Origin of the sequence: Mesorhizobium sp. WSM4308 (assembly GCF_002294905.1) — a bacterium.
Classification (GTDB): Bacteria; Pseudomonadota; Alphaproteobacteria; order Rhizobiales; family Rhizobiaceae; genus Mesorhizobium.
Map to the genome: position 1 here is coordinate 1 of NZ_NSFW01000008.1, position 25,841 is coordinate 25,841.

Consider the following 25,841-nt stretch of genomic DNA (forward strand, 5'->3'; position numbering starts at 1 on the left):
AGCCTATGGTGTAGATGAAGACGATCAATGAGCCCGAGAAGATGCCGCCGGTCGAAAGGGGCAGGATGACGGTGCGGATCGTTTGCGCAAGTGTGGCTCCCATGCTCGCCGAGGCGCGAACAAGGTTTGCGTCGATATCGCGCATCGCCGCATAGACGGGCAGCAGAAAGAGCGGCAGCATATAGTGAACCATGCCGATGAGCGTTCCGGTGAAATTGTAGACCAGCGGCAATGGCTCCGCTGTCAGGCCCGAACCTGTCAAGGCCGTGTTGATCAGGCCTTCGCGGCGCAACAGCACCAGCCAGCCATAAGTGCGGACCAGAATGGAGGTCCACAACGGCAGCATGACGAAGGCCATCAGCAAATTGGCCACCCTCGGTCTGGCGCTGGCCAGAGCGAGCGCCAGCGGGGTGCCGAGAAGAATATGCGGCGCCGAAGCCGTCATTCAACAGGCGCAGCGAGCACGATGGCCATAAAGCGGTTCGGCGGACGCGAGTCAGGATAACGCAGCTGCAATGACCATTGGGACACGGTCGCCGCAGCCTTTCTCGAGTTGGCGCTCCAAACCATCCCGTTCGCACGCCGTTACCGCCCTTTGCCGCCCCTATCCTCCAATGGTCTTTTCAGCCTTGAAACAGCTGGGCTACGAATGGCTGTGCGCAACCTCATCGACGAACAGGGGCAAGGTAAAAGGTAGCGACAGGCATAGATCGTCCGGATCATGTTCATGCCAGAACCAACGAACTGAGTCCTGCGCAGAACAAAGCGAACTGGTCCACTTCCGAACGAAGTTGGTCATAAGTGATTGATATTGAAAGATTTTGGTAGGCCCGGAGGGTCAACGTTTCCTATTGGAAATCAATACGTTAGCGGATGGTTCGCCAACCCATTTCCTTCGTATTCTCTCGTATGGTCTGGCGAACCTACGGACGTTGAACGCGAGTAATTGCAGGCTTCGAGACATCGCCGATGTAGCCGCAGGTCGCGAGGAACCCGTGTAGTGAATGACTAAAAGGGGCCGAGCGCGGACGGACAACTCCAATCTGTTCAACTTTCCCCGCCACAACCTCTCATCGTCCGAGCACCGCGATCTGCGATGCACCGCCATGGCGACGTGGCGCCAAATCTCCAGGGTCGCGGCCACCTGAAACCCAACTTCACGGCGACCTCAGTGCCCGTTCGTCGACGACTTTACGATGCCCATATTTTCAAGGTCTGTCGGCAATTGACTTTCCGAACATAAACACTTTTATATTGATCATAAAAGTTGTTTCATGTCGGCGCCAGAGGTGGTTTCGTGAAGTTGTTCATTGCTGGATTGGACACCGAAACCAACACGTTTTCTCCGATACGCACCGGCCATGACGCCTTTGTAGAGGGCCAGATTGCGCATGGCGACGCCACGACGAAGCCGCTGAATTGCTGCTCTTCACAACTCTTTGTCTGGTATAATGCCGCTCGCGAGCGCGGCTGGACTGTTGTCGAGAGCCTATGCGCAGTGGCGGAGCCCGGCGGCACGACGACACGCTCCGTCTACGAAGATTTCCGTAGCGAAATCCTGCGCGACCTCAAAGCTGCCATGCCGGTGGACGCCGTGCTTCTCGCCTTGCACGGCGCTTGCGTTGCCGAGGGTTACGACGATGTCGAAGGCGATCTGCTGGCCCATGTCCGTGCGCTGGTCGGACCCGATATCCCCATTGGCGCGGAGCTCGATCTGCACTGCCATTTGACGCGGCGCATGATGGAAAGCGCCACCATCATCGTGGCCTATATGGAATATCCCCACACCGACATCGAGGAGCGCGCCGGCCATCTGTTCGAGCTGATGGTCAAGGTGCTGGCCGGAGAGATCCGCCCGGTGATGGCGCTGTTCGATTGCCGCATGATCGGCACTTTCAGGCCCCATCAACAACCCTTGCGCGGGCTGGTCGACCGCATGAAGGCGAGCCAAGGCCGCGACGGCATCCTGTCGGTGTCGTTCGGCCACGGTTTCCCCTGGGGCGATGTCGCCGATGTCGGCGCCAAGATGCTGGTCGTCGCCGATCGCGACGCAGGCAAGGCGCACCAAGTCGCGTCGGCCTTTGGCCGCGAGATTTTCGCGCTGCGCAATGCGCTCGAACCCCATCATCTCACCATCGACGACGCGCTTGATCGCGCGATGGCGACCGACGGCGGCCCGGTCGTGCTGGCTGACGTATCGGACAATGCAGGCGGCGGCGCTCCGGGCGACTCCACCTTCATCGTTCGCCGGGTGATCGAGCGCGGCATACGCGGCGTCGCCAGCTGCCTGTACTGGGATCCCATTGCGGTGCGGCTTTGCCGGGCCGCCGGCGAAGGCGCGACGCTGCCGCTTCGGATCGGCGGCAAGATCGGGGCGGCATCCGGCGAGCCGCTCGACCTCAACGTCACCGTGCGCCGCATCGCTTCCGGCATCACCCAGCGCTTTGGCGCGGTGCCGCTGCCGATCGGCGACGCCGCCTGGGTCAGCGCCGACGGCATCGATCTGGTGATCAACAGCGTGCGCACGCAAACCTTCCATCCCGAATGCATGACCGCGCTTGGCCTTGATCCCGCCACTCGCAAGATCGTGGTCGTCAAGTCGAGCAATCATTTCCGGGCCGGTTTCGAGCCGATCGCCAAGGACATTCTCTATGTGGCCGCGCCCGGAGCGCTGCAGCCCAATTTCCGCGATCTGGCATACACCAAGCTGCGGCAGCCATACTGGCCGAAGGTGGCGGAGCCATTCGCGGAATTGGCGCTATAATCAACGCCAGGCTTCAGCGTTTCGCGGCGCGCGAACCGGGTAGGTCGACCGCCCTCCGCGCCCGCCCACCATCCGCTTTCAGATATCACCCGCCTGCGCGCGGTGACATCGTACCGAGCGCGGCCATGCCGCCTTGTCCGGCGGTGACATGCTGACGGTTCCGGCACGATCGCCGAATTCGACGAGAGGCTGCAGGCTGTCGCAGCCTGCGGCGGCGAACGAGCAGCGGTCGCGATAGTAGCAGCCGGTTGGCAAGATCCGGTTGTTGGGAAGCTCGCCGACTCGGGTCGCGGCAAGCTCGGGCAGCGGGTGCTTGAGGCTCGGAACCGTGGCCAGCAAGGTTCTGGTATAGGGGTGCGCCGGAGAATCGAGCACCTGCACCGCCGGTCCGGCCTCGACAATCTGGCCGAGATACATCACCGCCACGCGGTCGCAGAAGTGGCGCACCAGCGAAACGTCGTGCGAGATCATCAGATAGGCAAGGCCGAGCTCACGCTGAAGTTTCAGCAGCAGGTTGATGATCTGCGCCTGCACGGACACGTCGAGCGCGGACGTCGGCTCGTCGAGGATCAACAGGTCCGGATCAGTGCTGATCGCCCGCGCAACCGCGATGCGCTGCCGCTGGCCGCCGGAGAATTCATGCGGCCGTCGATCCAGGTGCTCCGGCCGCAGGCCGACGGAAGCAGCCAGTTCGGCGGCGCGCGCCCGCAGCGCGGCTTTTGACATTCCCCCGCGCACATGCAGCGGCTCGGTGATCAGGCGCCAGACCGGCAGGCGTGGATTGAGCGAGGATTGTGGATCCTGGAACACGATCTGCATCTGCTGGCGGATTTCACGTTTGCGCCTGCCACGCGCTTCGTGAAAATCCTGGCCGTCGATCACCACCTTGCCCGAGCTGCGCTCGACAAGGCCGATAATCGCTTGGACGAGCGTGCTTTTACCACACCCGGACTCGCCGACGATGCCTAGGCTTTCCCCCGGGCGGATCGTCAGGTCCACCTTGTTGACGGCATGGACATGGGAGGTGGCCCGGCCGAACCAGCCGCCGGGAATCGGAAAATTGACGGTAAGGTCTTCGACGCTGAGAAGAGGCGCGGTCGTCATTGCGTGGCCTCGCGCGCCTTGATCGATGGTTCGATTGTCTCGCGCCGCCAGCAGGCGACGATATGATCGGGAGCAGGCGCCATCGAAGGAGGCCTTGCGAAACATTGATCGTTGGCTTCCGGACAGCGTGGCCGGTAGAAACAGCCCGGCGGGGGATCAAGCAGATTGGGCACGGTTCCGGGGATGGCCTCCAGTTCCGCTTTCGGCTCCACCCGCTCCGGCAGACAGCGTAGCAGCGCTTGAGTGTAGGGGTGCTGTGGCGCTTCCAGCACGGCCCGCGTCGGGCCGGACTCGACGATGCGGCCCGCATACATGACGTACAGCCGGTCGCAGAGCTGTGAGACAACAGCAATGTTGTGCGAAATGAAGACAACCGAGGTGCCGGTTCGCTTGGCGCGATCGAGGATCAGGCGAAGGATGACGGCCTGCACCGTCACATCCAGAGCCGTGGTCGGCTCGTCGGCGATGATCAAGCCGGGGTTGCACGAGAAGGCCATGGCGATGAGCACGCGTTGGCGCATGCCGCCCGACAGTTCGAACGGATAGGCCCGCATGATCCGCTCGGGTTCCGCGATCAGCATGTCCTTGAGAATGCCGCGCGCCGTGCGCTCGGCTTCGGCCTCACTGACCGCTTCGTGGCGCTGGATGACGCCGACAAGTTGACGGCCAATCCGGATGGTCGGATTGAGCGCGTTCATCGGCTCCTGGAAGATGGTCGAGACCAGCTTGCCGCGAACGTCCTGCAGTTCGGTTTCATCCATCGCGAACGGATCGCGGCCAAACAGGCGGATACTGCCCGCGGTGACGCGGTAGCGGCCCTCCGGCAGGAGCCTTGTCGCCGCCATCGTGGTCACCGACTTGCCGCATCCCGACTCGCCAACCAGGCCAACGATCTCGGACGCCCCGATTTCGATCGTCACGTCGTCGAGCGCCTTGATCGCGCCGGCGTAGGTGGGAAATTCCAGCGACAGGCCGTCGATAGTCAGGGCCGCGGGTTTTTGCCCGGTAGGCCTCAGGATTTCGGATGCCGCCACCATCATCGTCCCCCCAACCGTGGATCGAGCATGTCGCGAATGCCGTCGCCAAGCAGGTTGCAGCCCATCGCGGTGATCAGGATGGCAAGGCCGGGGAAGGTGCAGTACCACCATTGGTCGAGGATATAGTTGCGCCCCGTGCTGACCAGCGCCCCCCATTCAGACGTCGGCGGCTGTGCGCCAAGTCCGATGAAGCTCAACGCCGCGGCAATCAGCACAATGCCGCCAAGGTCAAGCGTTGCCTGCACGATGATCGGCGACATCGCATTGGGCAGGACATGCCAACGCAGGATGTAGAGTGGCGAGGCGCCGAAGGTGCGCGCCGCCTTGACGAAGACCCGTTCCCTCAACGACAGCGTCTGCCCACGGGCCAGGCGCACATAGGCCGGTATGCGCACCATCGCCACGGCCAGCATCGAGTTGACCAGACTCGGGCCGAGTGCCGCCGCGAGCGCCATCGCCAGAACCAGCGCCGGCAGCGCCATGATGACATCCATCAGTCGCATGATCGCCGTATCGATGCGACCACCCAGTATGGCAGACATGCAGCCAATGATCACGCCGATGCTCACCGATATCAGGACGATCATGAACGCCGCGACGCATGAGGCACGCGACCCGTAGATGATGCGTGAAAACAGGTCGCGACCGACTTCGTCGGTACCGAACCAGTGAAGCGCGCTCGGTGGCTGCAGACGCGCGGACAGCATCAGCTTGTCGGGATTGTAGGGTGCAATCAGCGGCGCGGCGACGATCATCACGATGACCATCAAAATGATCACCGCCCCAACCAGCGTCAGTGGGCTGCGGCGGGTCAAATACCAGAAAAAATGTAATTGCGACTTCCAGCCAGCGGCGGCGGCGACACTTTGTGTTGTCGAAGATGCGACGCTCATCACCCGATCTCCCTGATCTGCGGATCAGCGAACATGTAGGCTATGTCGACGATCAGGTTGATGAGGACGTAGCCGATCGATGCAACCACGGTGAACCCCATGATCGCCGGGAAATCGAGAGTCTGGATCGAGGTCACGACATAGGTGCCCATGCCCGGCCATGCGAACACGGTCTCGGTCAGCACCGCGCCGTAGAGAAGGTCGCCGAGCGCCAGGCCAAGCAGCGTGATCGACGGGATCAATGCGTTGCGCAAGGCATGGTTGAAGACGATGACCCGGCGTCGCAGGCCACTGGCGCGAGCCGTTCGGATGTAGTCCTCCTGAAGGACGTCCAGCATCGAAGCCCGGATCTGGCGCGTGATGACGCCGAGATTGGCAAAGGCGAGCACGGCGGAAGGCAGGATGAGATGCCGCACGCTGCTCCAGAAAGCGTCCATGCGGCCTTCGAGCAGGGAATCGATCAGGAAGAAGCCGGTGATGCGCGTTGGCAACGCAATGCCCATCTCGATGCGACCGCTCCCGGGCAGAATGTGCAGCTTGGCGTAGAACAGCAGCACCAGCACCAGTGCGAACCAGAACACCGGCATCGAGATACCGCAGACCGAGATGGTGCGAGCCACCTGATCGATTGGTCCGTCCTTGTAGATGGCGGAGGCCACGCCGAGCGGAATGCCGATCACGATCGACAGGATCAGCGAGATGGCGCCGAGCTCCATCGTTGCCGGCAGGAAGGTGGCAATGTCGCCGGCAACCGAGCGGCGCGTCCGCAGCGAGGTACCGAGGTCGCCATGAAGCAAGTTGCTGACGTAGATAGCGAATTGATCCCATACTGGCCGATCGAGCCCGAGATCGCGCCGCACACTCATCAGCGTTTCGGCGCTTGCCCTGTCACCGGCGATCATCCGGGCGGGATCGCCGGGGATCAGGTGGGAAATGATGAAGGTGATGACCGCGACGCCGAAGACGACGAAGAACAGCATCACGAAGCGGGGAATGATAATGCGCATGATCGTCATTTGAGGTCGGTCCTCGCGGCGCTGCGGGCTTCTTTTGCCTATGAAACAGGGCGGCCGGAAAGGCGTCCCGCCTCCCCGACCGTCAGACATTGTTCGGCGCTTCCCGTGTTCAAGCCATCATCGAGATTGCACAGCACGACGCTTCCGGGGATCGTCCGGAAGGCATCTGGTGGGCAGCACTCTGCAAGGCAGGGATGCCGAAAAGGTCAGGGTCCATATGGGCGACGAACGGGAGCGCCATCGGCGCTCCGTCGCGCGCGCTCATTCCGACTTCGACATGGTGGCGAAGTTGTAGACCTGGATGAGCATCGGGTTGTAGACGTAGCCCTTGACCACGGCCCGTCGCGCGAAGATGTCGTTCTTCTGCATCAGGTAGAGATAGGGTGCGTCTTGCGTCGACAGCTTCTGCGCCTCGAGGTAGAGCTGCTCGCGCTTCGGCTGGTCGATGATGCTAGCGGCCGCGCGAACAAGGCCGGCAACCTTGGGATTGTTGTAGAAGGCGCGGTTACCTGGGCCGCCCATCCGGTCCGGATCGAACCAGTAGTTCATGAACATGTAGGGGTCGGCGAAATCGGGCGTCCATGCGCCAGGCGCCAGGTCGTAATTGCCGCTTGCCGCCATTTCGCGTTTTGTGGTGTCGGCAACAGCCTGCAGATCGAGCTTGATGCCAATGTCGGCGAGATTTGCCTGCAAGGCGAGGCCGACCGGTTCCCAGGCCGTGTCTGCCTGCGAGAATGTGTAGGTCAGATGGATGTCGGATTTGCCGGCTTCCTTCAACAGTGCCTTGGCTTTCTCGACGTCGTAGCTGTACTGGAAACCGTTGGGGTCGTGCGCCCACATGCCGTCCGGAACAGCGCCACGCATCTGCTCGGCCTGGCCCTGCATGATGCCGTCGACGATGCCCTTGTAGTCCACGGCATAGGAGATCGCCTGGCGCACGCGCGCATCGTCGAGCGGTGGGCGTTTGTTGTTCATATAGACGTAGTTGACGTAGAGGCTTGGATTGCTCTCGACAACGATGTTAGGATCGCCTTTGAGCGCGGCCGCCTGGTCGACCGGGACCTGTTCGATGATGTCGGCATCGCCGTTGACGAGCTGCAGGCGGCGCGCCGAGATTTCACCGACGGTGCGCACCACGATCTGCTTCAAGGCCGGAGTTGACCCTGCGTAATGCTCGTTGCGATCGAGGACGACGCTCTGGTTGCGTTCCCAGCTGGTGATCTTGTAGGCGCCACTGCCGGCCGTGTGCTCCGCCAGCCATGCCTTGGCCATGTCGCCATCTTTTTCATGCTCCATCACTTTCGGATTGATGATGGCCGCGCCGGAGACGGCCATAGTCGAGAGGAACGGTGCGAACTGCGACGACAGGATGAACTTGACGGTGCCCGGATCGACGACCTGAACTTCCTTCAGCACGGGAAAGGCATCGGAAGGGCCGGCCTTGAGCTTCATTGCGCGGTCGAAGCTGAACTTGACCGCTGCCGCGTCGACAGGTGTGCCGTCATCGAATTTGTGGCCCTGGGCCAGCTTGAAGGTCCAGACCGTGTTGGTGTCGTCGACGGACCAGCTTTCCGCGAGCTCCGGAACGACCTCGGTGGTCGCGCCCTTGTAGGCAACCAGATGCTCATAGGCGGCATAGATGAAGGTATAGCCGCTGTTGCTGATCTCGACGCCAGGGTCCGCGGTCGGCGCGTCCTCCGCCCGGCTGAGAACCAGCACGTCCGACGCGGCCCATGCTGTTTGCGTAAGCGATGATGTAACTAAAAGGGCAAGGCCCAGCTTCTTCCAGTGCGCGAAAACCATCTATCTACCCTCTGAGGTTCGGCGGACTCGAACGACGCCTGTTCCGGCAATTTGCCCGCAGGATCAGATTAGGCAGCGATTTTCCTAAGCGCAACTTATTTTCTTATCGTACGCGCCAGTTGATCGGTATTGGCGCGTGGCGCCAGTTTCGAAATGGCACTTTCAGCGATTGAGGACGAGCCGATCGCGTCGATCAGTTCTTTCTCGGACGTGGAGCAAACGCAGACAAAGCACGCCGGCTTCTCGCTGACCGTCACGTATGCATGGCCCATCGTTGCATCGAAATAGACGGAGTCGCCGACCTTCAAGGTCACTGGCTCATAGTGTTCGGTGTGGAGCTCGAGCTCGCCTTCGACCACATAGGTATATTCTTCACCGACGTGGCGGATGAAGGCGCCGAACTCTTCCATCGTGCGGGCGTGCGCCACGCCAAACATCGGGACGATCGACTTTTTCGAGATGTCGGTGCACAAATAGAGATAGTCGTAGTTCTTGGTCTTGATGGACCTGCCCTCGCCTGCCCTGCTGATCGTGCGGCGGCCCAGTGGGCTCGGGGTGGCTTCCGTGGCTCGGGTCCCGAACAGTTCGACAATGTCGACCTTTAGCCCATCGGCCAACTGGACAATGCGGTCGTAGGTCAACGACATCTGGTTGTTTTCAACCTTGGACAATGTCGATATGGCGAGCCCGGTCATAGCGCTGACTTGCGACAGCGTCCAATGGTTGCGGGTGCGGATTTCCCGCACGAAATCACCCAGGCTGGCTTTCTGATCCATCATTTCCGTTGCCGTATCCCGCATTTCTGGCCCTCAAAGATATTACATTCTATTTTTTTGCGCGATACGGAAAACTTCTTGATCAATCGGAAAAATAAGTTTCTGATGAGATCAATCGGCTTGGAGTGAACGATGTTCGATTTTGTTGTTGTAGGCGGCGGCATGGCGGGCGCCTCTGCGGCCTATGAGTTGGCCGACGGAGCGAGCGTTCTGCTTCTCGAGCGTGAGGGCCATTGCGGCTACCACACGACTGGCCGCTCGGCCGCCCTCTTTTCGGAAACCTATGGCAACGCCACCATCCGGTCGCTGACGCGAGCCAGTCGCGGTCTGTATGAAACGCCACCGGCCGGCTTTGCTGAACATCCCCTGCTGACGCCGCGCAATGTGCTTTTCATCGCACGCGCCGATCAGGAAGAGAGCATGTTCAGGATGGTCGAGATATTCGCCCAGACTGGCGAAAAGCCGTCGCTGGCTCTCGATACAGACGCCGTGTGCAGGCGCGTGCCGATCATGCGAGCCGACTATGTGGCACAGGCCCTCCTCGATGAAACGTCGATGGACATCGACGTTCACGGCTTGCATCAAGGCTATCTGCGCGGGGCGCGCAGCCGGGGTGCCCGCATCGCGGTCTCCGCCGAAGTCGTGGATGTAGATCGGGGTCCCTACGGCTGGCGGGTCTCCACGAACAACGGGCAATTCGAGGCAAGGACGATCGTCAATGCCGCTGGCGCATGGGCCGACGCCATTGCAGCCATGGCCGGTGTTGCAACAGCCGGACTAACACCGCAGCGGCGCACGGCCATGATGCTGGACCTGCCTGATGGCGTGGACGGTTCATCCTGGCCGCTTGTGATTGACGTCGACGAGGAGTTCTATTTCAAACCGGACGCCGGGCGGCTTCTCGCTTCGCCGGCGGATGAAACGCCAAGCGCACCTTGTGATGCACAGGCCGACGAGTTTGACGTCGCCGTCGCCATAGACCGCATCCAGCAAGCGGCCGATCTGCCCGTCCGTTCGATTTCACGCCGCTGGGCGGGCCTGCGCACTTTCGCCGCCGATCGTAGCCCGGTGGTTGGCTTCGACCCGCGTTGCGAGGACTTCTTCTGGCTGGCAGGTCAGGGCGGCTATGGCATCCAGACCGCCCCGGCGCTAGCCAAGGTGGCCGCGGCGCTGGCACGCCGCAGGACAGTCGCCGACGAAATTCTCGAAACCGGCTTCGATCCCGATGCGGTGTCACCGGCTCGCGCCGGCCTTGGCAGCGCCTCACATGTCTCCGTTGCGTAGCTCTGTTTTTGGGGGGAGATCGGCCAATGGCCTTCAATCTTGACGCGCTGGCGTCGGTTGTTGTGGACGACAGCATCAAAGGCATTCCGTTCGGCGCAAGGCTCGGAATCGCCGATATCGCCAATCAGGGCTGGAATGTCCTGGCCGGCGACTTGCCACTGCCCGCGGCAATTATCCGTGCCGATGCGCTCGCCCACAATTCGCGCTGGATGCAGCGTTTCGTATCCGAGCGCGGCGCGCTGATTGCACCGCATGTCAAGACGACGATGTGCCCGCAGATCATTGCCCGCCAGATCGCCGATGGCGCTTGGGGCGTAACCGTCGCGACAGTCCAGCAGATGCGCGTCTGCCGCAATTTCGGTGCGGACCGGATCATCCTCGCCAATCAGGCGGTCGGACGATCGGAGCTCGACGCGATCACCGCGATGGTCAAGGAGCCGGACCTCGATTTCATGATGATCGCCGACAGCGCCGTCGGCATCGAAGCGGCGGCCGAAGCAGTGCGCCGCAACCGCCTCGACCGCCCGCTGCAACTGCTTCTCGAACGCGGCTACCCTGGCGGCCGCACCGGCTGCCGGACCAATGACATCGCCCTTGCCCTTGCCAGGCAGATACGCGCCACCCCGGAGCTTCGCCTTGTCGGGATCGAGGCGTTCGAAGGTCTGATACAGACCGAAAACGGGTCGCCCGAGCAGGCGGTCGCGCTTTTCATGGATGAAATCGCCGCGCTCTTTGGCCTTTGCGCGGATGATGGTTTGTTCGAGAGCGATGCGCCGCTGGTCACCGCCGGCGGCTCCTCGCATTACGATATCGTCATCGACAGGCTGGCGCACTGCACCGCCCGCGTGGTGATCAGAAGTGGCTGCTACGTCACGCACGATTCAGGGCTCTATCGGATCGCCCATCAGCGCTTGCAAGCCAAGATCGGAGAGCAGGACGGCCTGCGCCGGGCGCTTGAGATCTGGACCTATGTGCAGTCGATTCCAGAGCCGGGGCTTGCACTGCTGACTGCCGGCCGGCGCGACTGCGGCACGGATTCGGGATTTCCCGTGCCGCTGCTCCTGTCGAGCGCGGGCGCCTATCCACGGGACTTGCCGCCAGGGTGCGAAGTGATCAACCTCAACGATCAGCACGCTTACATGCGCTTCCCGCCCGATCTACCGCTTGCCGTCGGCGACCGTGTCGGGCTCGGCATTTCCCATCCGTGCACGACATTCGACAAGTGGCAGATCATCTACCTTGTCGACAGCGACTACAGGGTGATCGAAGCGATGAAGACCTTCTTTTGAGCATTCGGCGAAAGACCCTGACTGCTTCCGCTTCATTTTCCGAGGAGACCACAATGAGCAGACTTTCCGCCGCTGCCATCGAGCTGTTCGAGGACCTGATCCGGCAGCAGGTCGAGGACAAGGCGATCCCCTCCATCTCCTATGGCCTTGTCGACCGCGACGGGCTAATGAGGGCGGGCCATATCCAGCGCCATGACCGCGGCTTCGTCATGGGCGACGACACCTGTTTCCGCATCGGCTCGATCACCAAGACCTTCACGGCCGTCGCCATCATGCAGCTGGCCGAAAAGAGGCTGGTCGACCTCGATGTCGATGTCTCCGAATATCTGCCTGGCTTCAAGCCACAGAACCCATTTGCCGGGCGCGAAGGCGGGCCGCACGGCGCGCAGATCAGCCTGCGCAAACTGATGAGCCACACCGCCGGCCTGGTGCGCGAGCCCAAGAGCGGCCACTATCTCGACGCGGCGCGGCCGCCGCTGGCCGACACCGTTGCCGAACTCGCCACCTCGACGCTGAAGCAGGATCCGAGCCTTGGCCAGATGCATTATTCCAACGCCGGCATCGCCGTGGCCGGGAGGGTCATCGAGACGCTGACACGCAAGAGCTATGCCGATTACGTCAGTGAGAACATCCTGAAGCCGCTTGGCATGGACCAAACCTCGTCGGGCCTGGCGCCCGGCATTGCCGAGCGGCTCGCGCCTGCCGACATGTGGACGCTGGAAGGCGACAGCCCGGCGCCTGTGTTCGACCTTGGCGGCCCACCGGCCGGCAACATCTATTCGACCACCGGTGACATGGCGCGCTATGTCCAGTGCCTGCTGCGCGGCGGCTTCGCGCCGGATGGCTGGCAAATCGTCTCGCCCGGATCGCTACGCGAGATGTGGGTGCCGATCGGCAAGCGCGCCTCCGGCGAAAGGGTGGCGAACACCTATGGCCTGTGCTTCGGCGTCGGCGACGTCGACGGCTGGACGTCGGTCGGCCATGGCGGCGCCGTCTACGGTTATTCGTCCCAGATGATCCTGCTGCCCGCTGCCGGCGTCGGCGTGCTGATTTTCTCGACGCTGGATTTCTCTAATCAGATAGGCGCACGGCTCGGCGTCGAGGGCCTGCGCATCGCGCTGGCCGAGCGCCGTATGGGAACACTGCCGGTGCGGCCGCAGAGCCTGCCGCCCGTCGCCGCCGACCAGCTTGTGGCGCTGCCTGGCCACTACCGGCACGACACCTCCGGCGAAGTCGTCGAGGTCAAGGCCAAGGCCGGCAAGCTCTTTCTGATGGGTGAAGGCGTGCCGTTGCAGATCCGCCCTGTCGCCGGTTCGGATTTCACCATTGACGGGCGTATCTATGGACACGGCGCTGAATATCCGCACATGAACCTGTCGTTTCCCGCTCCCGGCGCACTGGTGTGGAAAGGGGTGTACTGGTCGCGCATCGACGCGCTGCCCGCTGAGGCGGTGCCGGCCGAAATCGCGCCGCACCTCGGCGAATACGGCCCGGACTTCAACATCACCTATCTGAGCTACAGCCATGGCGAGCTGAAATGCCTGATCGAGTATTTCTGCACGCACGGCTGCGAGCCGGTGGAGGCCGGGCGCTTTCGCATGCGCGGCCTCCTCTACGAGGAGGAGATCCTCGAAATCGACGCCATCGACGATCAAGGCCGGCGCGGCATCCGGGTCGGCCCGATGTTCCTCGAGCGCCGGCACGCGCCGGCCGCCTGAACGGAAGAACGCCAATGGCAATGCCGATTATGATGGAATCGCCGCTGGGTGCCCGCATGCGCATCAACGGCCGTGAGGTCGATTATTTCTGTGGCACCAGCTACTTCTGTTTGCATGGCCACCCCGAGGTCATCGAGGCCGCCTGCACCGCCACGCGGCAGTTCGGCATGGGTCCCGGAACATTGGCGCAGATGCAGGCCTATACCGACCTGGGCGAGCGGCTTTGCACGTGGTTCGGCGTCGAGCACGTCGTTTCCATGATATCGGGCTACACTGGCCCGATGACGATGCTGCAGGGGCTGCGCGACGATTTCGATGTGGTGTTCGTCGATGCCGCCACGCACCACAGCGCCCGCGACGCCATCCCCACGCTCGGCAAGCCAGCCCACAGCTTCGGCCATCTCGATGCCGGCAGCCTGGCTGAAGCGTTGTCGCGTGATGTAGGACCGGGGCAGCGTCCCGTTGTGGTGGTTGACGGCGTCTTTCCCTCGACAGGCGCATTGGCGCCGCTCGCGGATTGCCCCAAAGCGATGGCGCCGTATGACGGCGCGCTTTTATGCATCGACGATTCCCGGGCGTCGGCGCGATCGGCGAGAGTAGGCGCGGGTCGCTTGAACATGCCTGCCTCGAGACTGAAGGCAACTATTTTGCGGGCACCCTGAGCAAGGCTTTCGGCGCGCTCGGCGGCGTCATTCCGGGCGACGCGGCACTTGCCGAGAAGGAACAGATCATGAAGGTATTCATCAGCGCCGACATCGAAGGCACCGCTGGCATCACCAACTGGGACGAAGCCAAGAAGGGAAATCCCGACTATGCCGAGTTCCGCGAGTACATGACCGACGAATTGGTCGCGGCCTGCGAGGGCGCCAGGGCGGCGGGCGCCACCGAAGTGGTGGTGAAGGACGCGCACTCCACGGCGCGCAACCTCATTCTGTCGAAACTGCCAGACTATGTCCGCATCGTGCGCGGCTGGAGCGGCCACCCTGACATGATGATGTTCGGCATCGATATCAGCTTCGCCGCAGCGCTTTACACCGGCTACCACAACAAGGCGGGAACCGACACCAACCCGTTGGCGCATACCTTGACCGGCACGGTATCGCGGTTGCTGATCAATGGCGAGGTCGCCTCGGAATATACGCTGAACGCGCTCTGCGCGGCACGCTATCGCGTGCCCTCGGCATTCCTCAGCGGCGACGCCGGCATGTGCGCGGATGCCAAGGTTCTGGTGCCGGCCATCGGTACGGTAGCGACAAGCGAGGGATTTGGCCCTGCGACCTCGTCACTGACGCCCGGAGCCGCCGTCAAGGCGATCCGCGACGGCGTTGAAGCGGCATTGTCACGCGACCTGTCAGTTTGCCTCCCCCGGCTCGCCGATAGTTTCGAACTGGTCGTCGAATACACCACTCCGGTCGAAGCCTATGGTGCCAGCTGGTATCCGGGTGTCGAGCACGTTGCGGCGCGCACGCTGCGCTTTAAGGCTGCGGATTTCTTCGATATTCAGCGCGCGGTGCGTTTTATCGTTTAGGGATAGGGAAAGACACCCTGCGCACCAGCCGTCATCGCTCCTTGCCGCTTCCGATGAGCATGAGGTTGGGCGGGTTCGCATTACTGCCCGTTGCGCAGGTCCGCGATGACGTCAAAATTCAGCTCCACGTCGCTGAATGTCGCAGTTACGCCCGTGCCAGTGGGGGACTGGGCCCCTAGTCCGATCTTGATCGGCCGCTCATCCAGGCCGGTGATCGTGAACCAGCGCAGAAACTTCCAGAACTTCCCGTCTTCGGAGAAATGCAAGGCACTCGTTTTGCCGTCGCAGTAGATCCGAAGATAAACGAAAGCTCCGGAAAATTTGGGACCATCCGAATCGTCCGACGTGGAACGGGTGACGACGCTGACGATAGTAGGCAGTTGATCGGCGGAATACTCGAAAGCGACCTTCGCCCAATTTTCCTCATCGGCCTCGATGAAAAGCGCTCCTGCGTCATAGGCGGATGCAAAATCAACCGACACCTTGGCCGACAGGGAAAATACCGGTTCAGCCGTTTCCCACACCAGCCGCGGCACATTGGCCATGCGTGCCGCGCCTGCGGGTGAGAAAAACCAGTCCGTCTTCCCGTCAGAACGAAAAGACGCGGTGCCGCCACTAACGGCGACGCTGCCATGCGCCGCTCCCTCTACCGTCATATCTTCAAGGCGCAAGATTATCTCCTATGGTTTTCCGGTACGAACCAGACGACGCAAGAAACATCGTCCCGTGCGCTCGCTGGGGGCATGGGTGACGGCTCAGCTGGCCTGGCTCGCAAAGGTCCCAACACAGGTCAGACGTTCAAAAATCTGCCGAACCACTCGACAGTGCTCGGAATGAGAACATTCTCTACGGTGTCCGGCGAGGTTTCGGCATTCCAGTCATGACCGGAATCCACCTCGACGAGATCATTGACCCCACCGTGATGGATCAGCAGCGACCGTCCCTCCGCCGGCTGCGGCGCCACAATCATTTCGCGTCTGCCGACGACGACCCGCAGTGGACCGTGATATCTCGAGATTGCGACGGCAGGAGCAAACAGCGGCAGTTCCTTGTAAAACGCCGCCTTCAGGGTTGTCTCGCCTCCCCAGGAAAGCTTGGTTCTGATCTCCTCTGAGGCTTCTCCCGCGATGGCCCTGGCCACGGTCTCGGCGCCAACGAGGTTTGAAAAAGTCGACATTGGGTTCGTCACCGGCGCCCACAGTACTACCGCGGATGCCTGCGGTCGTAGCGCGGCAACATGTGAGGCGACCAGACCGCCCTGGCTGTAGCCGAGAATGCCGACACGGCTACCGTCGACGTCGCGCTGCGTCTGTAGGTAGTCGTAAGCCAGCATCGCGTCGTTAATCTGGCCCGAAAACGTCGTGTCGATCCAATTGCCAGCGCTGTCGCCCGAACCGTTGAAGTCGATTCGCAGCGTTGCAATACCTTGCTCGGCTAGCTTCGCAGCAGCATAGGCGAACAGTCCAATACCCGTTTTGGCGAGCTGGAATTCATTCTTCTGACCCGTGAATCCGTGCAGCATCAGAACGACAGCCGGCGCTGCGATGCCGCAAGGCCTGTTAAGGATGCCAGCAAGGCCCCGGCCTTCACTGTCGATCCTGACTACCTTCTCGCCGGCGTCGCCGTAATTGCCGGCGTGGACGGCTGTCCTCTCATCTTTAATGAACCTCGACTTCACCAGCCCGTCCCCTTACTCCTGCCCCAATCTCCGCGGTGGCGACTTCGGTATCGAATGGCACCGTGCCATGTCGGACAGTTCGAAGTTCCAAACCTTTTGACGCGGCGTGAAGCGAAAGTGCCTCCCGGCAAGCAATGACAAGGATAGTCAAGCCGCCTCTGACAGAAACGATGCCGCTCTCTCGCCTATCATGATGCAAACGGCGTTGGGATTTCCCGAGATTAGCGTCGGCATGACCGAGGCATCCGCCACGCGTAGTCCGTCAATCCCGCGGACACGAAGATCCGGGCCGACAACCGCCATTTCGTCCTGGCCCATCCGGCAGGTGCCGGCTGGGTGTAGCGCAGCATGGGCCGTTTCAAGGCAGAAATTTCTGATGTCCGAGCGGGTCTTCATCGTGGGCGCAGGCGTTTGCCGCGCCGCGATATAGCGGCTGATCGCCGGCTTCTCCATGATGTCGAGCGCAGCCATGGTGCCTTCGGTCACCGCGTCGAGATCGTAAGGATCGGAGAAATATCGGGGCACGACTCGCGGATTTTCGGCAGGGTTCGCACTCTGAAGCGTGACTTCGCCGCGAGAGCGCGGTCTTATCTGACCAAGGTTGACGGTGCAGCCATTGCCGCCCGGAACAGTATCGACGCCTTCCTCGATACCGGCACCTACCACCATGAAGAACTGGACGTCGGGCACGGTTTCATTCTTGTTTCCCCACCAGAAGGCGCCGCCTTCTATCAGATTCGATGAAGCCGGCCCGCCACGAAACAGAAGGTAGCTCAGTGCTGCCGCGGCCTTCCAGTGCAGCTTCTTGTATTTGTCGTAGCTGTGCGGTCCGTTGAGCTGGTAGACCAGCGACATCTCAATATGGTCCTGCAGATTCTGGCCTACGCCTGGTAGATCCATCGCCACCTGGATCCCATGTCTGCGCAGTGCGTCCGCCGGGCCGATGCCCGACAACATCAACAGTTTCGGCGAAGAGATTGCGCCTGCCGACAAGATGACCTCGCGCTCTGCGTGGAGAACCCACCTGCGGCCGTTCACGAAATATTCGACCCCGGTCGCCCTGCCTTGTTCGACGATGATCCGGCTGACGCGTGCGCGTGTCCGCACGTGCAGGTTCGGACGACGGCGGGCAGGCTTCAGGAAAGCAGTAGCGGCACTGCTGCGCAGACCGTTTCTGGCCGTGATCTGGTAAAGGCCAGATCCGGCCTGATCGCCGGAATTGAAATCGTGGTTATAAGGGAGACCCGCCTGCTGGCATGCCTGGAGCCAAGCGCGTGTCAGCGGATGAATGTTGTCAATGTCGGAGACCCCCAGCGGGCCGCCAACCGCATGCGCTTCGTTGCAGAACCTGTTGTTGTCTTCCGAGCGAAGAAAATACGGCAGCACATCCCCATAGTTCCAGCCGCTGGCGCCAAGTTCTTCCCAACGCGCATAGTCTGAAGGAACGCCGCGAATATAGATCATGGCATTGACGGAGCTCCCGCCGCCCAAGACGCTCGCCTGGACCATTGTAGGCGTTGCATCGGGCGATTGCCCGGCCATCGGCTCCCAGGGGATTCGCTTCAGCAAAGGCCCTTGGGCAGTTTTGTAATACGCCCCCGGTATATGTATGTACGGGTTGATATCATTCGGCCCCTCTTCGAGCAGGACGACCGAGACATCAGCATTTTCGGACAGTCGGGAAGCAACGACACAACCGGTTGAGCCGCCACCGACGACGATGTAGTCGCACTTCCCTGCGACTGTCTCGGATCGCGGCAGAATTCCCCATCGAGCGGATCCAAAATTAGCCATGGTTCACATCGCCCTGATCGCCGCTCCGGCTTTCAGAGCCAGAGCCGCTATGGTCAACGCAGGATTTACTGCCGCCGACGTCGGCAGCACAGACGCGTCTGTGACATAGAGGTTCGCGATGTCGTGCGACCGACAATCAGGCGACACGACAGATGTGTTCGGGTCGTTGCCGAGCCTGGCCGTGCCGCACTGATGCGATGTTGTCTTGCGGCCGAACGTTCGGGTGAGAACAACAGGGAAGCCGGCTTCACGCATCACTGCGCGCGTCCGCCTGATTAATGTCTCGTGCGCACCCATATTGCTGCGGACCCAGTTCATGACGATGCGCCCGTTGCGGATGGTCACACGGCTTTCGGGATTGGGCAGATCCTCACTGGTCAGGAACCAGCCGTAGCAGTTTCGCGCAACGAGGCCGGCCAGCCAGCGCGGCAGCAACGGTGCGTTGGCTTTGAGAATATTGCCGGTGATGTGACCGAGCAATTGTACGTTGCCCAACGGAAAGCTGCCCAGCGGGTCCTTGTTGTAGAAATCGTTGAATCCAAGCGTTTTCTGATAGACGGCGGTGTTTCGACGAAAAGGGTCGATGGCCAGCATCGCCGTCGTGTTGTGGTTCATGAAGTTGCGGCCGAGCTGATCGGAACTGTTTCCAAGACCGTTCGGATAAACCGAATTCGACGACCGAAGCAGCAGCGCCGCACTTTGCACAGCGCCGGCAGCCACGGCGAAGACATCGGCGGCTATGCTGTGCTCGACACCATCCTTGATGAAAACCGCAGCCACAACCCTCTGTCCTGAAGCATCCGTTACCAGGCGCTGAACATTGGCGCCGGTGAGCAGCGTGACATTCGGATGCTCCAACGCCTGGGTGAGCGGGCCGACCTCCGCATCGATCTTGCCTTTGCCGGTATTCGGAAAAGCGTCCCAGCCTGTTTTTGCCCGCCGCAGCCATGCGTCGATATCGACGGCGAGCGGCAGGCTTGCCGGATGGATTCCGGTCTGCCGCAGCCGCTGGCGAACAGTCGCGATTGCAGGTTCGTCGGGAACGGGAGGATAACTGTATGGTCGGTTACGCGGCGGCTCGGTCGGGTCTTGCCTGGCATCGCCGCGGACCCCGAACAGGATCTCCGCACGCTCATACCACGGCTCAAGTTCAGCGTAGGAGATCGGCCAGCCAGGCGAGCGCCCGCCCACGTGGGCGCGCGGATTGAAATCTTCCTGCCTGTAGCGGTACATCACTGCGCCGAAGAACTTCGAATTGCCGCCGACATAGTAGTAGTTGCCAGGCAGGAAGCTCTCGCCGTCCGTCGCCAGCCATTCCTCGCTCGATCTGTAGAAGCCATTCTGGAAGATGGCGATATCGTCGCGCGCCTCTGGCGTATCCCTGAGGTGCTCCCCGCGTTCCAGGATCACGATGCGTCTTCCGGTGTCGGCGAGGCTGTAGGCAAGCGAGCTGCCGCCGATGCCGGAACCGATGATGACAATGTCTGCGGCGTGCTCCATCATCGGGCCCTCAGTCGATCCGCTCTTCGGTTTGGGCGTCAAATAAAACGATCTTGCTCGTATCGACCGACAAGGTGGCTGTCTTGCGGGCCTCTACCGTCTTGGGAGGAACGCGGGCGGTGACTTCCACGCCGCCAATCTGGAACAGCGCCAGCGTATCTGGGCCGGTTGGCTCGACGACATCGATATGGACCGAGAGTGTCCTGCCCGGCTCGCCGGCAGAGACACTGAACAGCTCAGGCCGTATGCCGACGAGGACTTTGCGCCCGTTAAACTTTGCAGCGCTTTCCTTCGTGATCGGAATGCCGGAAATACGCACTGGCTCCATGTTGACGACATCGAGAACCGCAACGGCAGTCGCCGAGTCGATCTCCAGCTTTCCCGGTATCAGGCTCATCGAGGGCGAGCCGACAAACCTGGCGACGTAGACATTTGCCGGCCTGTCGTAGACCGTCTGTGGGTCGGCCAGTTGCTGCACAACACCGTCTTTCATGACCGCGACGCGGGTCGCCAGGGTCATCGCCTCGATCTGGTCATGCGTCACATAGACAGTCGTGGTTCCAAGCCGTGCATGCAATCGCTTGATCTCGGTGCGCATGTCGACGCGCAGCTTGGCGTCGAGATTGGACAGCGGCTCATCGAACAGAAACAGCTTCGGCTGGCGAACAACAGCACGGCCCATCGCCACACGCTGGCGTTGGCCCCCCGACAGCTGACCTGGGCGGCGGTCGAGCAAATGGCTCATCTGCAGCATCTCGGCTGCCGCTAGAGTTGCCTTCGCACGTTCAGTGGGCGGCACACCGCGGATTTTCATGCCGAATTCGATATTCTGGCGCACCGTCATGGTCGGATAAAGCGCGTAAGACTGGAACACCATGGCGATGTCGCGATCTTTCGGCGGCAGATCGTTGACGACTTCGTCCGCAATGCGGATTTCGCCCGACGTGATGCTTTCCAACCCGGCGATCATGTTGAGCAGGGTGGATTTACCGCAACCCGATGGGCCAAGCAGAACAAGAAAGTCGCCATCGGTGATCGAAATGCTGACCCCCTTCAGGACGTCAACTGCGCCGTAGGATTTCCGAACACGATGGATTTCGAGAGTTGCCATTTGGATCAACCTTTTACCGCGCCAGCCGTTAGGCCGCGCACGAAGTAACGTCCCGCAACGACATAGACGATGAGGGTAGGCAGGGCGGCGATCATGGCGGCGGCCATGTCGACGTTGTATTGTTTGCGTCCCATCGAGACGTTGACGATGTTGTTGAGGGCTACGGTGATGGGAGCATTTTCGCCGGCGGTAAAAGATGCCCCGAACAGGTAATCGTTCCAGATCTGGGTGAACTGCCAGATGCAGGACACGACGATGATCGGCAACGCCGTTGGCAGCATGATCGACACAAAGATCCGAATGAACCCGGCACCGTCGATTTGCGCCGCCCTTACAAGTTCATCGGGAATGCCAACGAAATAGTTGCGGAAAAACAGCGTGGTGAACGCGATGCCGTAGACCGTGTGGACAAGCACCAGTCCCGGAAGCGTCCCGGCAAGACCAAGGACGCCCAAAGTTTGCGCCATGGGAAGGATCACCGCCTGAAACGGCAGGAAGCAGCCAAACAACAGCAGCCCGAAAATAACGTTTGAGCCGGGAAACCGCCATTTGGTGATCACGTAGCCGTTGATCGCGCCAATGCCGGTCGACAGGATCACCGCCGGGACTGTCACCAGCAGCGAGTTGATGAAGTACGGTTTGAGGCCCCTGCAGGCAGTTCCGTTGCAAGCTTCGGACCAGGCGCTGCGCCAGGCGTCGAAACTGATTTGCGTCGGCAGGCCGATAAAGGAGCCGGCATAGATCTCATCCAGATGCTTTACCGAAGTGGTGATCATTACCCAGAGCGGCATCAGGTAGAACGCAGCCATGAAAAACAGGCTGCCGTAGATGAACGCACGACCGATGCCTTGCTGTCGACGGAGAGACGCTGCATTAGTGGCCATCGCGGGGCTCCTTCAGCTCTGAATAGAGGTAGGGAACAATGATGGCCGCGACTGTCATCAGCATCATCATGGCGCTGGCCGCACCAACGCCCATCTGGTCACGCCGGAAGGTGGCCGAGTACATGAAGGTCGACGGCATTTCGGTCGAGGAACCGGGCCCGGTGTTTGTCAGCGCCAGAATGAGATCGAAGCTCTTGATCGCGATGTAGCTGAGCAGAACTATCACGCTCAAGAAGGCAGGCCGCAGCATCGGAACGACGATGGTTCGATATATCCGCGGCAACCCTGCACCTTCAATCTGTGCGGCCTTGATGACCGAATTGTCGATGCCGCGCAGGCCGGCCAGGAAAATCGCCATGGCGAAGCCGGTGGACTGCCATACCGCGGCGATCACCACGCAATAAATCGCGAAAGTCGGCTGCGCGATCCAGTCAAACACGAAGCTGGTCCAGCCTAGATCATTAACCACCTTCTGCACACCCAGAGCGGGGTTGAGGATCCATTTCCAGGCGGTACCTGTGACGATGAAGGACAGCGCCATCGGGTAGAGAAAAATCGCACGCAAGGTGCCTTCGACACGTATCTTCTGATCAAGAAGGATCGCCATCAACAGTCCGAGGCCGGTGGTCAGGCCGAGGAACAGTGCTGAAAAGACAAACAGATTGAACACCGCCGTATGCCAGCGCGGCGTCGACCACAGGCGGACATATTGATTCAAGCCGACGAAATCGTATTTCGGCACAATCATGGAAGATGAGAGCGAAATCCAACCGGTCCAGCAGATGAAAAGGTAGACCGCAACCAGCACAACTAAAAGACTGGGTGCCAGAACCAGCCGCGGCAGCCAATTCGCAATACGGTCCGACAATGGGATGGGTCTGCTCATCGACTTGCCCTGTGGTTTGGTCAGTGGAGCGGCGAGGAAATGCGCTGCCGGGACAGTACTGGGAGGAATTGCCCCGGCAGCTGAACGCGCGCCTCAGCGTGCGTTGTTAATGCCGTCGACCAGGGATTTGACCGCGTCTTCCGCACTCATGTCTGTGACAAAAAACTTTCCGACCACATCCTGGAACACGCCGGAGAAGCGCGGCTCGACGGCAAAGCCGTCAGTGAGCGATCCGTATATGGCGTTGTTCTTGATGGCTTCGACGCGGTCTGAAAAGCTGCGCTTGGCGCAGTCGTCAAAATCGTCCATCGCCACGTCGAGACGAGCCGGGATCGAACCCTTGATCAGGTTGAACTTTTTCTGAACCTCCGGGTCCATGATCGCTTCCGCGACCGCGTCCTGCCCTTTTGCAATATCGGCATTGTCGATCTTGAATCCGCCGAATGTATCGAACACGAATTTGTAGTTCGGCGTGGCGGTCGGCGTCGGGAAGCACAGAAAGTCGACGCCCGGCTTCATGCCCTTGGCGAGGAATTCGCCCTTCGCCCAGTCGCCCATGATCTGCATGCCAGCCTGGCCGTTAGCGACCATGTTGGTCGCAGCCGCCCAGTCACGGCCGGTGAAGCCGGCATCATGCAATCCACGCACCTTGCCCAGAAGTTCGAAGGTCTTGATCATCTCGGGACTGGAGAGCGCCGTTTCATCAAGATCGATTGCGGCTTTCTTGTAGAAATCGGGGCCGTTGACATCGATCAACATTGATTCGAAGAGCTCTTCGATCTGCCAGCTTTCATCGCTCATCGCGATCGGGGTAACACCAATCGCTTTCAGCTTTTCACCACTTGCAATCAGTTCATCCCAGCTCGTGGGAATGGCGATTCCTGCCTTGTCCAAGACAGCCTTGTTCGCCCAAACCCAATTCTGACGATGCATGTTGATCGGGGTCGAGAAAAAGCTGTCATCCTGTTCCAGGAATTGCAGCATGACCGGCGGCAGGTCGGCTTTCCAGCCTTTCTTGGCATATAGATCATTCAATGAACGCAATGCGCCTTCCTTGGCCCAGCCCAGCCCTTCGAAGCCTAGGAACTGCATCACTGCAGGCGGATTGCCGGCGGCGACACGGGTACGCAGCGCCTGCTGGGCGTTGGCGCCATTGGCGCCGCCGACCGCGCTGTCCTGCCATTCGAAACCCATGGTCTTGAGTTTGTCGGTGAGCACCTTCAGCGCGCCGACCTCGCTTGCCGAGGTCCAGACGTGCAGACCTTCGATCTTGGTTTGGGCGGTTGCCTGCCCAGCAAAGGACAGGCCGAGCGTCGTGGCCAACAGAATTTTCTTGAGTTCAGTCATCGTCATTCCCCTTGTTGATGTTGAAATGCCCGGTCGCCTATTCGGCTGTTATCGGGCGGTGCCAGTCAGCGTGGATCGACCGGCATGGCATAGCCGACGTTTCGCCTCCCGTAGCGGCGGACCCGGATGTTGGATTGCTCGGCGTGGCCGACGAAGCCCTCCATGAGGGAGAGACGCGAGCCGTACGCTCCGATGAGCGCGGAGGCCTCGTCCGTCAGGATGCGCTGATAGGTGCAGGTCTTGAGGAACTTGCCTACCCAGAGCCCGCCCGTATAGCGGGCGGCCTTGTTGGTCGGCAGCGTGTGGTTGGTGCCTATGACCTTGTCGCCGAACGACACGTTCGTGCGAGCCCCCAGGAACAGCGCGCCATAGTTCCTCATGGAGTTCAGGAAGTGGTCGGGGTCGCGCGTCATCACCTGGACATGTTCGGAAGCGAGACGATCGGCCTCGGCCACCATCTCCTCGGTCGTCTCGCACAGGATGATCTCGCCGAAATCCTGCCAGGCCTTTGCCGCGATGGCCGCCGTTGGAAGGATCCTCAGCAGGCGCTCAACTTCGGCGACCGTGTCCAGTGCCAGCTTTTCGGAGTTGGTGATCAGCACCGCCGGCGAGTTCACGCCATGCTCGGCCTGGCCGAGCAGGTCGGTCGCAACCAGCTCGCCATCGACGCTGTCGTCGGCGATCACCAGAGTCTCGGTTGGACCGGCAAAGAGATCGATGCCGACCTTACCGAACAGAAGGCGCTTGGCTTCGGCCACATAGGCATTGCCTGGCCCCGCCACCATGTCGACCGGAGCGATCGTTTCGGTCCCGTACGCCATGGCCGCGATTGCCTGGACGCCGCCGAGACAGTAGATCTCGTCGGCCCCGGCCAGGGCCTGGGCGGCCACGATCTTTTCGGCGACCTTGCCCTGGAAGGGCGGTGCGCACGTGATGATGCGCTCGCAGCCGGCAACCCTTGCCGTGAGCACCGTCATATGCGCCGAGGCAAGCAGTGGATACTTTCCGCCCGGCACGTAGCAGCCGACATTCTGGATCGGCACGTTGCGGTGCCCAAGGACGACGCCCGGCAGCGTCTCGATCTCAAGATCGAGCAGTGTTGCGCGCTGCGCCTCGGCGAAGTTGCGGATCTGGTCCTGCGCGAAATCAAGGTCTTCGCGTTCACGCCCGGTCAGCGAGTTGATGCAAGCGTCGATCTCGACCTTGGTCAGGCGATAGGAGTCCCGGTCGAACTTGTCGAAACGGATCGACAGTTCGCGGACGGCCGTGTCGCCCCCCTGCTCGACCTGGTCGAGGAGTGTCTGGACCGCACTCGTCATGGCACCGTTGCCGCCGTTTACAACGCTGCCTCGAGCCGACTTGATGGTGCGTATCATGGCAATGGCTCTTCGTTTGCAGGGCCTACGCCCCGCATTGCGGTCTGAATCGA

Annotated in this window: 22 protein-coding genes; 6 read left to right on the top strand and 16 right to left on the bottom strand. The window is 61.1% G+C overall.

Features of this window, described 5'->3' with window-relative positions:
- A partial coding sequence (locus CK227_RS15860) for an ABC transporter permease (protein ID WP_245318162.1) occupies positions 1–445 on the bottom strand: 445 nt, incomplete at its 3' end.
- An 852-nt stretch (positions 446–1,297) separates the two neighbouring features.
- Between CK227_RS15860 and CK227_RS15865 the strand changes: the two genes are divergently transcribed.
- The gene (locus CK227_RS15865) at positions 1,298–2,764 is read left to right on the top strand and encodes a M81 family metallopeptidase (RefSeq protein ID WP_095773741.1); all 1,467 of its coding nucleotides are present in this window, start codon (positions 1,298–1,300) and stop codon (positions 2,762–2,764) included.
- 78 nt (positions 2,765–2,842) lie between these two features.
- Here the strand turns inward: CK227_RS15865 and CK227_RS15870 are convergent, their stop codons facing one another.
- The 6 genes from CK227_RS15870 to CK227_RS15895 all read right to left on the bottom strand — a co-directional run bounded on the left by CK227_RS15870 (position 2,843) and on the right by CK227_RS15895 (position 9,396).
- Complete coding sequence (locus CK227_RS15870; protein ID WP_095773700.1) at positions 2,843–3,868, bottom strand: ABC transporter ATP-binding protein; 1,026 nt, start codon at positions 3,866–3,868, stop codon at positions 2,843–2,845.
- A complete protein-coding gene (locus CK227_RS15875; protein ID WP_095773740.1) occupies positions 3,865–4,905 on the bottom strand; it encodes an ABC transporter ATP-binding protein in 1,041 nt (346 codons plus the stop codon). The genes CK227_RS15870 and CK227_RS15875 overlap by 4 nt, the downstream gene beginning before the upstream one ends.
- Positions 4,905–5,798, bottom strand: a complete 894-nt coding sequence (gene ddpC / locus CK227_RS15880) for a D,D-dipeptide ABC transporter permease (protein WP_032928859.1) — start codon at positions 5,796–5,798, stop codon at positions 4,905–4,907. The genes CK227_RS15875 and ddpC overlap by 1 nt, the downstream gene beginning before the upstream one ends.
- Positions 5,798–6,814 carry an ABC transporter permease gene (locus CK227_RS15885; RefSeq protein WP_095773699.1) on the bottom strand — a complete coding sequence of 339 codons (1,017 nt, stop codon included), beginning with the start codon at positions 6,812–6,814 and terminating at the stop codon, positions 5,798–5,800. Before CK227_RS15885 ends, ddpC begins: the two co-directional genes overlap by 1 nt.
- Before the next feature lie 261 nt (positions 6,815–7,075).
- The gene (locus tag CK227_RS15890; RefSeq protein ID WP_095773698.1) at positions 7,076–8,617 is read right to left on the bottom strand and encodes an ABC transporter substrate-binding protein; all 1,542 of its coding nucleotides are present in this window, start codon (positions 8,615–8,617) and stop codon (positions 7,076–7,078) included.
- 95 nt (positions 8,618–8,712) lie between these two features.
- Complete coding sequence (locus CK227_RS15895; RefSeq protein WP_095773697.1) at positions 8,713–9,396, bottom strand: XRE family transcriptional regulator; 684 nt, start codon at positions 9,394–9,396, stop codon at positions 8,713–8,715.
- A 129-nt stretch (positions 9,397–9,525) separates the two neighbouring features.
- Between CK227_RS15895 and CK227_RS15900 the strand changes: the two genes are divergently transcribed.
- The 5 genes from CK227_RS15900 to CK227_RS15920 all read left to right on the top strand — a co-directional run bounded on the left by CK227_RS15900 (position 9,526) and on the right by CK227_RS15920 (position 15,212).
- Entirely contained in the window at positions 9,526–10,677 is a 1,152-nt protein-coding gene (locus tag CK227_RS15900) for an FAD-binding oxidoreductase (RefSeq protein WP_095773696.1), read from the top strand.
- Positions 10,678–10,703: 26 nt separating this feature from the next.
- Positions 10,704–11,966, top strand: coding sequence for an amino acid deaminase (locus tag CK227_RS15905; RefSeq protein ID WP_095773695.1), 1,263 nt, complete (start codon positions 10,704–10,706; stop codon positions 11,964–11,966).
- Positions 11,967–12,019: 53 nt separating this feature from the next.
- Positions 12,020–13,684: a serine hydrolase domain-containing protein gene (locus CK227_RS15910; protein ID WP_095773694.1), complete on the top strand. Its 1,665-nt coding sequence runs from the start codon at positions 12,020–12,022 to the stop codon at positions 13,682–13,684.
- 56 nt (positions 13,685–13,740) lie between these two features.
- Positions 13,741–14,346: a pyridoxal phosphate-dependent aminotransferase family protein gene (locus CK227_RS15915; protein ID WP_179296467.1), complete on the top strand. Its 606-nt coding sequence runs from the start codon at positions 13,741–13,743 to the stop codon at positions 14,344–14,346.
- A gap of 68 nt (positions 14,347–14,414) precedes the next feature.
- Positions 14,415–15,212, top strand: a complete 798-nt coding sequence (locus CK227_RS15920; protein ID WP_010914224.1) for a M55 family metallopeptidase — start codon at positions 14,415–14,417, stop codon at positions 15,210–15,212.
- Between the two features lie 80 nt (positions 15,213–15,292).
- Here the strand turns inward: CK227_RS15920 and CK227_RS15925 are convergent, their stop codons facing one another.
- The 9 genes from CK227_RS15925 to hisD form a co-directional block, all read right to left on the bottom strand.
- Positions 15,293–15,883 carry a DUF1349 domain-containing protein gene (locus tag CK227_RS15925; protein ID WP_245318161.1) on the bottom strand — a complete coding sequence of 197 codons (591 nt, stop codon included), beginning with the start codon at positions 15,881–15,883 and terminating at the stop codon, positions 15,293–15,295.
- A gap of 119 nt (positions 15,884–16,002) precedes the next feature.
- The gene (locus CK227_RS15930; protein ID WP_095773692.1) at positions 16,003–16,890 is read right to left on the bottom strand and encodes an alpha/beta hydrolase; all 888 of its coding nucleotides are present in this window, start codon (positions 16,888–16,890) and stop codon (positions 16,003–16,005) included.
- 147 nt (positions 16,891–17,037) lie between these two features.
- Positions 17,038–18,684: a GMC family oxidoreductase gene (locus CK227_RS15935; protein WP_245318160.1), complete on the bottom strand. Its 1,647-nt coding sequence runs from the start codon at positions 18,682–18,684 to the stop codon at positions 17,038–17,040.
- A 3-nt stretch (positions 18,685–18,687) separates the two neighbouring features.
- Positions 18,688–20,184, bottom strand: coding sequence for a GMC family oxidoreductase (locus CK227_RS15940; protein ID WP_095773738.1), 1,497 nt, complete (start codon positions 20,182–20,184; stop codon positions 18,688–18,690).
- 10 nt (positions 20,185–20,194) lie between these two features.
- The gene (gene ugpC / locus CK227_RS15945; protein WP_095773691.1) at positions 20,195–21,295 is read right to left on the bottom strand and encodes a sn-glycerol-3-phosphate ABC transporter ATP-binding protein UgpC; all 1,101 of its coding nucleotides are present in this window, start codon (positions 21,293–21,295) and stop codon (positions 20,195–20,197) included.
- A gap of 5 nt (positions 21,296–21,300) precedes the next feature.
- Entirely contained in the window at positions 21,301–22,179 is an 879-nt protein-coding gene (locus tag CK227_RS15950; protein WP_095773690.1) for a carbohydrate ABC transporter permease, read from the bottom strand.
- Entirely contained in the window at positions 22,169–23,065 is an 897-nt protein-coding gene (locus CK227_RS15955) for a sugar ABC transporter permease (protein ID WP_010914215.1), read from the bottom strand. Before CK227_RS15955 ends, CK227_RS15950 begins: the two co-directional genes overlap by 11 nt.
- Before the next feature lie 93 nt (positions 23,066–23,158).
- Positions 23,159–24,412 carry an ABC transporter substrate-binding protein gene (locus CK227_RS15960; RefSeq protein WP_245318159.1) on the bottom strand — a complete coding sequence of 418 codons (1,254 nt, stop codon included), beginning with the start codon at positions 24,410–24,412 and terminating at the stop codon, positions 23,159–23,161.
- A 65-nt stretch (positions 24,413–24,477) separates the two neighbouring features.
- Positions 24,478–25,788 (bottom strand): histidinol dehydrogenase, encoded by a 1,311-nt coding sequence (hisD, locus tag CK227_RS15965; protein WP_095773688.1) that lies wholly within the window; start codon positions 25,786–25,788, stop codon positions 24,478–24,480.
- Positions 25,789–25,841: the final 53 nt, after the last annotated feature.

Coding starts and splice junctions, on each gene's coding strand:
- CK227_RS15870 (WP_095773700.1), bottom strand. CDS start 3,868: ATGACGACCGCGCCTCTTCTCAGCGTCGAAGACCTTACCGTCAATTTT.
- CK227_RS15875 (WP_095773740.1), bottom strand. CDS start 4,905: ATGGTGGCGGCATCCGAAATCCTGAGGCCTACCGGGCAAAAACCCGCG.
- ddpC (WP_032928859.1), bottom strand. CDS start 5,798: ATGAGCGTCGCATCTTCGACAACACAAAGTGTCGCCGCCGCCGCTGGC.
- CK227_RS15885 (WP_095773699.1), bottom strand. CDS start 6,814: ATGACGATCATGCGCATTATCATTCCCCGCTTCGTGATGCTGTTCTTC.
- CK227_RS15890 (WP_095773698.1), bottom strand. CDS start 8,617: ATGGTTTTCGCGCACTGGAAGAAGCTGGGCCTTGCCCTTTTAGTTACA.
- CK227_RS15895 (WP_095773697.1), bottom strand. CDS start 9,396: ATGATGGATCAGAAAGCCAGCCTGGGTGATTTCGTGCGGGAAATCCGC.
- CK227_RS15900 (WP_095773696.1), top strand. CDS start 9,526: ATGTTCGATTTTGTTGTTGTAGGCGGCGGCATGGCGGGCGCCTCTGCG.
- CK227_RS15905 (WP_095773695.1), top strand. CDS start 10,704: ATGGCCTTCAATCTTGACGCGCTGGCGTCGGTTGTTGTGGACGACAGC.
- CK227_RS15910 (WP_095773694.1), top strand. CDS start 12,020: ATGAGCAGACTTTCCGCCGCTGCCATCGAGCTGTTCGAGGACCTGATC.
- CK227_RS15915 (WP_179296467.1), top strand. CDS start 13,741: ATGCGCATCAACGGCCGTGAGGTCGATTATTTCTGTGGCACCAGCTAC.
- CK227_RS15920 (WP_010914224.1), top strand. CDS start 14,415: ATGAAGGTATTCATCAGCGCCGACATCGAAGGCACCGCTGGCATCACC.
- CK227_RS15935 (WP_245318160.1), bottom strand. CDS start 18,684: ATGGCTAATTTTGGATCCGCTCGATGGGGAATTCTGCCGCGATCCGAG.
- CK227_RS15940 (WP_095773738.1), bottom strand. CDS start 20,184: ATGGAGCACGCCGCAGACATTGTCATCATCGGTTCCGGCATCGGCGGC.
- ugpC (WP_095773691.1), bottom strand. CDS start 21,295: ATGGCAACTCTCGAAATCCATCGTGTTCGGAAATCCTACGGCGCAGTT.
- CK227_RS15950 (WP_095773690.1), bottom strand. CDS start 22,179: ATGGCCACTAATGCAGCGTCTCTCCGTCGACAGCAAGGCATCGGTCGT.
- CK227_RS15955 (WP_010914215.1), bottom strand. CDS start 23,065: ATGAGCAGACCCATCCCATTGTCGGACCGTATTGCGAATTGGCTGCCG.
- CK227_RS15960 (WP_245318159.1), bottom strand. CDS start 24,412: ATGACTGAACTCAAGAAAATTCTGTTGGCCACGACGCTCGGCCTGTCC.
- hisD (WP_095773688.1), bottom strand. CDS start 25,788: ATGATACGCACCATCAAGTCGGCTCGAGGCAGCGTTGTAAACGGCGGC.